At 45.6% G+C, this 8,581-nt stretch carries 6 protein-coding genes; 1 reads left to right on the top strand and 5 read right to left on the bottom strand.

What is annotated here, in order from left to right; translation table 11 throughout:
- From L2744_RS18500 to hemC, 5 genes are all read right to left on the bottom strand, one after another.
- On the bottom strand, positions 1–1,407 hold a 1,407-nt coding region (locus L2744_RS18500), incomplete at its 3' end, for a retention module-containing protein (protein ID WP_248993274.1).
- A gap of 420 nt (positions 1,408–1,827) precedes the next feature.
- Complete coding sequence (locus L2744_RS18495; RefSeq protein WP_248993273.1) at positions 1,828–2,994, bottom strand: heme biosynthesis HemY N-terminal domain-containing protein; 1,167 nt, start codon at positions 2,992–2,994, stop codon at positions 1,828–1,830.
- Positions 2,991–4,190, bottom strand: a complete 1,200-nt coding sequence (locus L2744_RS18490; protein WP_248993272.1) for a uroporphyrinogen-III C-methyltransferase — start codon at positions 4,188–4,190, stop codon at positions 2,991–2,993. Before L2744_RS18490 ends, L2744_RS18495 begins: the two co-directional genes overlap by 4 nt.
- A gap of 60 nt (positions 4,191–4,250) precedes the next feature.
- Positions 4,251–4,991: a uroporphyrinogen-III synthase gene (locus L2744_RS18485; protein WP_248993271.1), complete on the bottom strand. Its 741-nt coding sequence runs from the start codon at positions 4,989–4,991 to the stop codon at positions 4,251–4,253.
- A 4-nt stretch (positions 4,992–4,995) separates the two neighbouring features.
- Positions 4,996–5,928, bottom strand: a complete 933-nt coding sequence (hemC, locus tag L2744_RS18480; RefSeq protein WP_248993270.1) for a hydroxymethylbilane synthase — start codon at positions 5,926–5,928, stop codon at positions 4,996–4,998.
- A gap of 202 nt (positions 5,929–6,130) precedes the next feature.
- Here hemC and L2744_RS18475 point away from each other — a divergent pair, with 202 nt between their 5' ends.
- Positions 6,131–8,545 carry a class I adenylate cyclase gene (locus L2744_RS18475; protein ID WP_248993269.1) on the top strand — a complete coding sequence of 805 codons (2,415 nt, stop codon included), beginning with the start codon at positions 6,131–6,133 and terminating at the stop codon, positions 8,543–8,545.
- Positions 8,546–8,581: the final 36 nt, after the last annotated feature.

Below are 8,581 nucleotides of genomic sequence, written 5' to 3'. Positions count from 1 at the left end.
ATCGTTGGTGCCGGTAATGGTGATGGTGACGGTGTGCGCAGTGCCATCGGCACTGAGCACCACAAAGGTTTCCACCTTGGTTTCGCCTTCGGCTAAATACTGCACATCGGCATTGTTGACGTTGTAGGTCCAGTTGCCCGCCGCATCAATGGTCAGACTGCCGAGGGCGCCGACGCTTGGGACGCCGCTGCCGGCTTGGAATACCGCTTGGCCGCTGTCCGCATCGGTGATGGTCAGGGTACCCGTGTCAGTTAACACTGGATCGCTGGCATCTTCGGTGACCGCGCCGCTGTCGTCACCAGCAATCACTGGCACATCGTTGGTGCCGGTAATGGTGATGGTGACGGTGTGCGCGGTGCCATCGGCACTGAGCACCACAAAGGTTTCCACCTTGGTTTCGCCTTCGGCTAAATACTGCACATCGGCGTTGTTAACGTTGTAGGTCCAGTTGCCATTGACATCAATGGTCAGACTGCCGAGGGCGCCGACGCTTGGGACGCCGCTGCCGGCTTGGAATACCGCTTGGCCGCTGTCCGCATCGGTGATGGTCAGGGTACCCGTGTCAGTTAACACTGGATCGCTGGCATCTTCGGTGACCGCGCCGCTGTCGTCACCGGCAATCACTGGCACATCGTCAACAGGGGTAACTTCAATAGTTAAAGTTGCAGTTCCACCTGTATTGGTGGTGTAGGTAATAACCGGAACTTGGCCATTCCAGTTTTCATTCGGTGTGAAGGTATAAGAACCATCGGCATTGATAACTAAAATACCGCTTTCAAGGGTAACGTCAGTACCCGCAGCGTAGGTGGTGCCGTCAACCTCAAAACTCACCACACTTAATTCAGAATCCACATCGCTGTCATTGTCGAGCACGTTGCCTGTTGCAACCGTGTCTTCATCAATAGTACTGATATCATTCGCAAGTATAGATGGAGAGTCAGTCGCAATTGTTTGGGTTAGCTCACTAGTTGCAATGGTTGTTGGTGCTTGGCCTGTAGTTGAATAGCCCGAAGCCGCAATCGTTTCACTGCCGCTACGCGCTAGAGTGACGTATCCTGAATTACCATCATTGCCGGGAGTATTACCTGCTGCGGTTTCTGGTAGGCTTTGGGTTGGATCTTCGCCAGAAGCGATTAAATCTTGTAGTGCTTGGATTTCATCTAAGGCTGCTTCGTTATTAGTGCTGGGTGATGCCGCTGTAGCCGTGCTAGGTACGTCTTCGTTCGATAGTTTAGTACCATCATCGAAGGTGATTTCATACGTTGCATTTTCGCCAATATGGAGGACAGCACCTTTCGGGAGTTGTTCGCCATCCTTAGCGGGTTGATTTGAACCATCAACTTCGATATTGATTTGCCCTTTAACTAACTTTAGCAAACCTTTTTTTGATGTAATGACCGATCCCATAATTAGCTCCCAACACCCAAGTGTTAATCCAAACAAAGGTTCACAAAACCAACAAATATGTGGAGTTGTGATACAAGTGGTGAAATTTTAGCTAATGTGTGATGGTAAGTCAATTTTTTGACGCGTCGCTATTGCTTGGTACTACAGCTTTTTACCGGGTGGTGCACGTAAAATTGACGTAATTTATGAGCGTAACTAGATGTTGTGTGTTTATTTATAAAAATAGCTGCATTTAGTGTCTTTGATTTCTAAATCTAAACATATATATAACAAATCGGTCTGGATCGTAGGAGGTTAAGTTTTTATGAATGTAAAATACTAGGGGCTTTTACATGGATAGAGGAAGGATAACGATTAAGAAAAACGCCATAACTCTAATATATGTGTTACAGCGTATGTGATCGGTTTTTATTCTTTGAATTACAGATTGACGGCTTGGCGATAACTTTGGTTAGCATTACCTTGTTCGCCCAATTGTTCTTGGATGCGTGCTAATGCTAGCCAAGATTCTTTGGTTGGCTCTAGTCGGCAGACGTTTTGCCAGCAGGTTTTAGCTTCTTTTATCTCTCGAGTTTGCTGATATAGCTTGGCTAAGCAAATTTGATAATCAGCATTATTCTCGTGGGTCACTTCATATTTTAGTAGCTGTTTACGGATATCCATGTCTTGGGCAGTGGTTATATCAGGTATTACCTTTAACAGTGCAGTATCGGGTGCTAATCGCAGCTTTTTCAGTAACAGTTTCATCGCTTGATCTTTACGATTAAAGCGGCATAGGGCAATAGCGTAGATAGCTAGGTATTCAGACTGATTTCGCTCACTACGTGATAACCACTGCCAGCACTCTTCTAATGCCGCTTCACTTTTCGTCGCAGCAGCTTTAAGTAAAGCGCAATGGGTAGCTACATCGAGTTCATTTAACTGATCATCATCAAGGATTTGACGTTTCTTCAATATGGGGAGTAATAGTTTTAAAGCATCCCAATCTTGTTGTGCCCGATATAACTCAAGGGCAAGCTTAAGTACAGGTGCTTTGCTCTTACTCGTGGGGGACAATTTATCGAGCTCAGCGCGTGCTAAAGCTAATTCACCTTGTTTTAATAGGTAACGAGTGCGGGTTGTTGCTACAGCATTGGCGGCAAAGGGTTGTGATGCTGCGCGGTCAAGATATTGATCACGCTCTGCTATTTTTTGTTGATACTGGGCAGCCCTGGCCGCTGCAAGTAAATTAAGTGCAGGTAATTCGCCGTTGTCGGCACCTTTTATCATGGCGCGTTCTGCCGCTGGCCAATCTTCTTCTGCGAGGGCAAGAGCGCCCATAAGGGTATGTTTTTTCGCAGAGCGGCGACGCCAGTGGTGGGGGATAAATCGACTGCGCAGTAATAGATTAATAGTAGTAATGACTAGCCATTCAACTACTTGGAATACTGCATAAAATACAATTAATGCAATGACCCCAAAGACTAAACTGGTTTCAATTTGGTAATCACCGGCTGCGATATATACATAACCTGTGTTACCGACTAGCCAAGGGCTGATACATAGACCTATCAGTACAATCCCTAATAAAATTAATATCTTTATCATAGTGGTGCATCCTCTGATGAGGTCAGTTCACCATAACTTGTGAGCTGTAATAACAGAGGTTTAGCCGTAAAGGATTTCAGGGTGATTGGATCTAGTTCCAATGTCGCTAACTTATCGATTTCGGCTATTGCTTCGATAGTTTTGTGATCTTGCGGATCAAAGTAAGTTTGGATCCACTTACGTGCCATCATTAATGATTGATGATATGCAGCTCTATCATAGCGATATAAAGCAAGTTGGGATTGCAGCAGTTTATGACGAATATTTTCAACTAAATACCACTGCTGTTCTGGAGCTAATAGTGCTGGAGCATCGGCTGTTCTGTGACGAATTGTAATAAAATCTTGGGTTAAGGCTTTCCACGTCTTACTTAGGTTACTCTGCCAATCATTCAAATCGTCCGTGATAGCTGCATCTTCAGTTGCATCGGCTTCTGCATCGCGACGGTTTAGCGGTAACTTATCGAGCTGCTCAATCAAGGCATCGAGGGCCAATACATTACCATCAATATCCGTAGCTTTAATGCTGGCCGTTGCTGCAATATCTTTGGCGAGTGCTTTGCGGATAGGCAGTAGTGCTGGATTGTTCATGGCGGCAATGGTTTCATCCGCCGATTTTAATAAATCGGTGGCGGTGCGGGGATCTTTCTCTAACCAGAGTTTACGCCCTGCCATATTTACAAGGTATTCAGCTTCTGATGCCATCCAATGTGTTGGGCTACGCTCGGCAAGTTTATTGACTCTGTCCTGCAGTTGGCTTTGGTTCTCGACAAGTTTTGACAATTCTTGGTAGGTTTTAGCGTCGTTAAGTTGCTGTTGTTCTAGTTGGTCTATTCGCTTATTAGGCTGTAATAACGCTTGTTCTAATTGGCCTTGCAGGGCACTGTTTTTTTCATCTTGTGCCAACTGTTGCTGCTGAATTTGTTGCTGGAGTTGCTGATACAGCACAAAACCACCGCCAATGGCACAAACGGTTAATCCTAAAGCTAATAAAATACTAAAGCGAATTGCCCAAGAACTCTTGGTTAACGCAGCAGCGTTACTAGTTGTGTTTGTAGGTTTTACTGCGTCGGCTTCAGCTTGGGTTTCAGAGGATGACGTTGGAGGTAACGATGGTTCATCGGTCGTTGCCGATGGCGCAATAATTGGATTTGCCTCGGATTCTGGGCTCTTTGCGTCGTGCTTGTTGTTATCCATTTAACAGTCCTTGAAAACATGCTACTGCCGAAATTCGAGTAAAATCGGGCTAAATAGCGCTTAGAGTTTAAGGGCGTTTAGCACGGCTTTGCTGTTGGCGGCATTGGCATTGGTGACTTGGTTTATACCAAAGGCGTGAGCTTGAGCTTCTACTCGGTTACTTGGGACTATGATATGACATGAGCGCAGCCATGCAAATAACTCTTTTGGCACTAAATTAATCAGATTATTGAGTACCTCGCCACTGGTGACCACAATAGTGTCAATGCCAAAGTCCTGCCATTGCTGTGTAATACTGTGCCCATCTAACGGTGGACACACTCGCTGATACACTTCCCAATAGCGCACATTTGCTCCACGGGCGGTTAATTGCTCGGCTAGGGCTTCACGACCACCAACGCCACGTATGATAGTAATTTGTTTAGCTGGAATATTTTGTAAGGAGGCAAGGGTAAGCAAGCCTTCCGTTTGTTGGCAATCATCGGGGGCTTCAACGGCGAAAATACCTAACTGATCTAGCGCTTCCCATGTCGCGTGGCCCACGGCAAAGTATTGAGCTTTAGGCCATGTTACGATTTGCGAGTCGGTTTTACTTAAGGCTTTATCCGCAAAAATAACGGCATTGGCACTGATGCAGATAATAATATCGGTATCGGCCAGTGGATGCGGGTCAGCTGTTGTGATGTGGATTGTCGGTTCAACACCCAGTAATGGCGTGACGTAGTGGGCAATGCCTCGTTCATTTAAGGCATCGACCATAGACTGATTGCGCCCCTCGGGGCGCGTCAGTAAGACTTTCATCGATTTAGGCTTTAGCGTAAACGGCGTCAAGGATACTTTTTGCGCCTTTGCTTAAGAGTTCTTCGGCAAGGGCAACACCTAATTGCGTAGCTTCGGTTTTTGGACCTGTGATGATGCCTTCGATAATTTCGCTGCCATCGGGATTGCCGACTAGACCGCGCAATGTCATCTCATCGCCATTAATCTCAGCAAATGCGCCAATGGGCACTTGGCATCCACCTTCGAGGCGAGTGTTCATGGCGCGCTCGGCGATAACACGGTAGCGGGTTTCTAAATGCTCTAATGGTGCCAGCAGTGCTTTAACTCGCTCATCGTTAGTTCTGCATTCAATACCCACAGCACCTTGACCGTTAGCGGGTAAGGACTCTTCGGCGGAAATAAAGCTGGCAATACGTCCTGATAATTTGAGGCGAATTAAACCTGCAGCTGCAAGGATAATGGCATCGTATTCACCGTTATCAAGCTTAGCTAGGCGAGTGCCAACGTTGCCGCGTAAATCTTTAATAATGAGATCGGGGCGCGATGCACGTAATTGGCACTGACGGCGTAGACTCGAAGTTCCTACTGTTGCGCCCTGTGGCAATTCGCTGATCGTTTTATAGATATTCGATACAAAGGCATCGCGGGGATCTTCACGTTCGCAAATCACCTCAAGCCCCAGTCCTTCAGGGAAATCTACTGGCACGTCTTTCATTGAGTGCACAGCAATATCGGCTTGATCTTCTAGTATTGCAACTTCAAGTTCTTTAACGAACAGGCCTTTACCGCCGACTTTTGCTAATGGCGTATCTAATATAACGTCGCCCTTAGTGCTCATTGGTAGTAATTCAACTACAATGCCTGGGTGAATGCGTTCTAATTCGGCTTTAACAAATTCAGCTTGCCACATGGCCAGCGGACTCTTGCGGGTTGCGATACGTATGCGGTTTTCAGACATGCCTAGTTTCCAATCAAAGATCTTAGTTGCGCCAATGCTAACATTGGCAATAAGTTAATGTAAGGAAGCCGTATCGATTCTTTGAAGTCGGCAGCGTTCTGAATGGCTTGAAAGTGTGATGAACATCTCATTTAGTTGCTCGTCTTGTCAAAAGTGTTAACATAAGCACACTTCTCATAAGTGTTAGGTATTGTGTTTTAGGATGGATCAGCAAGACCTATTTCCTGATATTGCAGAAAGACTTAATAAAGTACGCATCGCGCGTGCTTTAGCTTTGCTATCTCCTTTGCAAAAGCACTTATTCTATCTGATCCCCTTTTTAATGCATCAGAACAGTGTTCTGTATCCTGGCTATCATCACCCCAATACTCCGTGCGGTATTAATGGTTATATAGAGGGAAGTCGTGAGTCACTGGCGTGCGATGTATTTAAGCTCCCTTTTACAAGTCAAGAGTTGGATACCTATGCCTTTGAAGGTGTATATGCCATGGGCAGCACGGCAAGCTTTGGTCAAAATGCTAAGAGCGATGTCGATGTTTGGTTAGTTCACCATGCGCAGTTGTGCGATGAAGATTTGGCATTAATTCGTACTAAAGCCGATAGATTAACCGCATGGTTTGCCGACTATCATTTTGAAGTTAATTTTTACTTAGTGCATCCGCAGCAATTCAGTGGCGGCCAAAAGGGGCGTTCAGCATGTCAGTCATCCATGGCGCACGAGCACAGCGGTAGTACCCAACATTGGCTTTTGCTAGAAGAGTTTTACCGTAGTCAAATTCGTTTGGCGGGTAAAACCATTGCTTGGTGGCCCGATGCTAAGTTAAATCCTGACTTATTATATCTTGGTAATGTGGATGAGTTACCGGCGAGTGAGTATTTTGGCGCCTCGTTATGGCAACTCTATAAAGGTTTAAATAAACCGCATAAGGCATTGATTAAGGTGCTTTTACTCGAGGCTTACGCTAGCGAATATCCCCATTCACATTTGCTCTGTGATCGCCTATGGCAGAAAACGCTTGCTGGGGATTTTTCGGCCTCAAACGATGCGTATTACTCTATATATGAAGCGATTGAAACCTATTTATTGAAGCAAAATGACACTCGACGGCTTGAAATTGTTCGTCGCTGTTTTTACTTAAAATGTGGTGTGTATTTGAGCCGCGCTCAACATGGAAAAGATTGGCGTTACCCTAAAATGCAGCAGCTGGTTCAGGAATGGCAATGGCCTGATAGCCTCATCAATACCCTCGATGATTGTGAGCATTGGCACAGTGGTCAGCTCAATTGGTTTAACGAACAACTCAATGAGTTGTTGTTGGCGAGTTATCAAACCTTACTGCGATTTGCATCTACCCATGAGTTGAATGAAGGCTTACGGATAGAAGAGTTAGGTATGTTGACCCGCAAGTTGCACACCTATTTTACCCAAGACGAAGATCAAATCGCGAAGCTCAATTTGTTGTGGAGTAACTCGGTTGCCGAATCTGAAGTGACTATGGTATCCAGCTCCCGCGAGAGCCAATATTACCTTTATCGACAAGATCCACAGCCGAAGAACTTGCTGGGTGAATCCGCAATTTGCAAAGGTAAAACACCTTCGGCATTGATGATTTGGGCCTGCTTAAATGGGGTGTCTACTCCTGATACTAAGTGGTATGAATTTGGGCAGAGTAAACTCAAATCGAAACGACTTACCGATGCGGCAAAGCGGTTACTGCATTTTATTGACCATGACTGGCGGGTGTCTAAGCGGGACTTATGTCAACCGTGGCATTTCCGTAAACTCATTTTTGTGCTCAATTTGGACTGCGACCCCACCATTAACTGGCGTGGACAGGAGATGATGGTTGATCTGATGAATGCCAACGTGTTCTCTCTCGGGCGTAAAAAAGAGAATATGCTCGGTGCCCTAGATGCGATTTGCCTCAACAGTTGGGGGGAATGGCAGTGCCATCGTTTTGAAGGCGATACAGCGGTATTGCAGGCATTGGCTTTTGTCACTCCTGGGCTAAGGCGAGCAAGTTTGCCTGTCGATATGGATGTAATCAGTTGTTCACAAAAATTACGACCACAACTCAAACTCGCAGTGAAGAATTTACTCAAGCAAACGGCGCGTCTATGCCAGCAGGCACAGCAATCAAGCATACTCGTGCAACCCTTACAAATAAGTCATATCCGTTATGGCATTTTTTTTAATCCATTAGGTATGGCCTATGAAGATTTGAGTGATGCTAAATCTTTTTATCAGCAGCTTTCTCGTAGCCATCTAGTACAACTGCCACGGCCATCACTGGGGGATGATCCGTTTTCCAGCATGCCAAATATTATTCAAAACTTTGCGGCTAAGGGCGCTATTCAGTATTTCTTACGCCAACGGGGTGGTAATTTAGATGTGTTTATTCTCGATGAAGAAAATCAACTCAGTCATTATGTTCAACATGGTTCAAATATGAGTGAGCTTGTCAATAAAGTGAGTCACCATTACGTGTTTGATGAGCATTATGCTGCACGGGCGCGATTTAATATTCCGCAGTTTTTTCATTTAGTCCGAGTCGCTGGTGACCTAACCGTAGCGCCTTTTGGTATCGATATTACCGATCAAGATGCCGAGTTTTAATGATAATAACATGCACAATGGGAGCCTGAGCTCCCA

Source organism: Shewanella profunda (assembly GCF_023283765.1).
GTDB classification, from domain to species: Bacteria; Pseudomonadota; Gammaproteobacteria; order Enterobacterales; family Shewanellaceae; genus Shewanella; species Shewanella profunda.
This window is presented reverse-complemented; position numbering and strand designations above follow the sequence as displayed.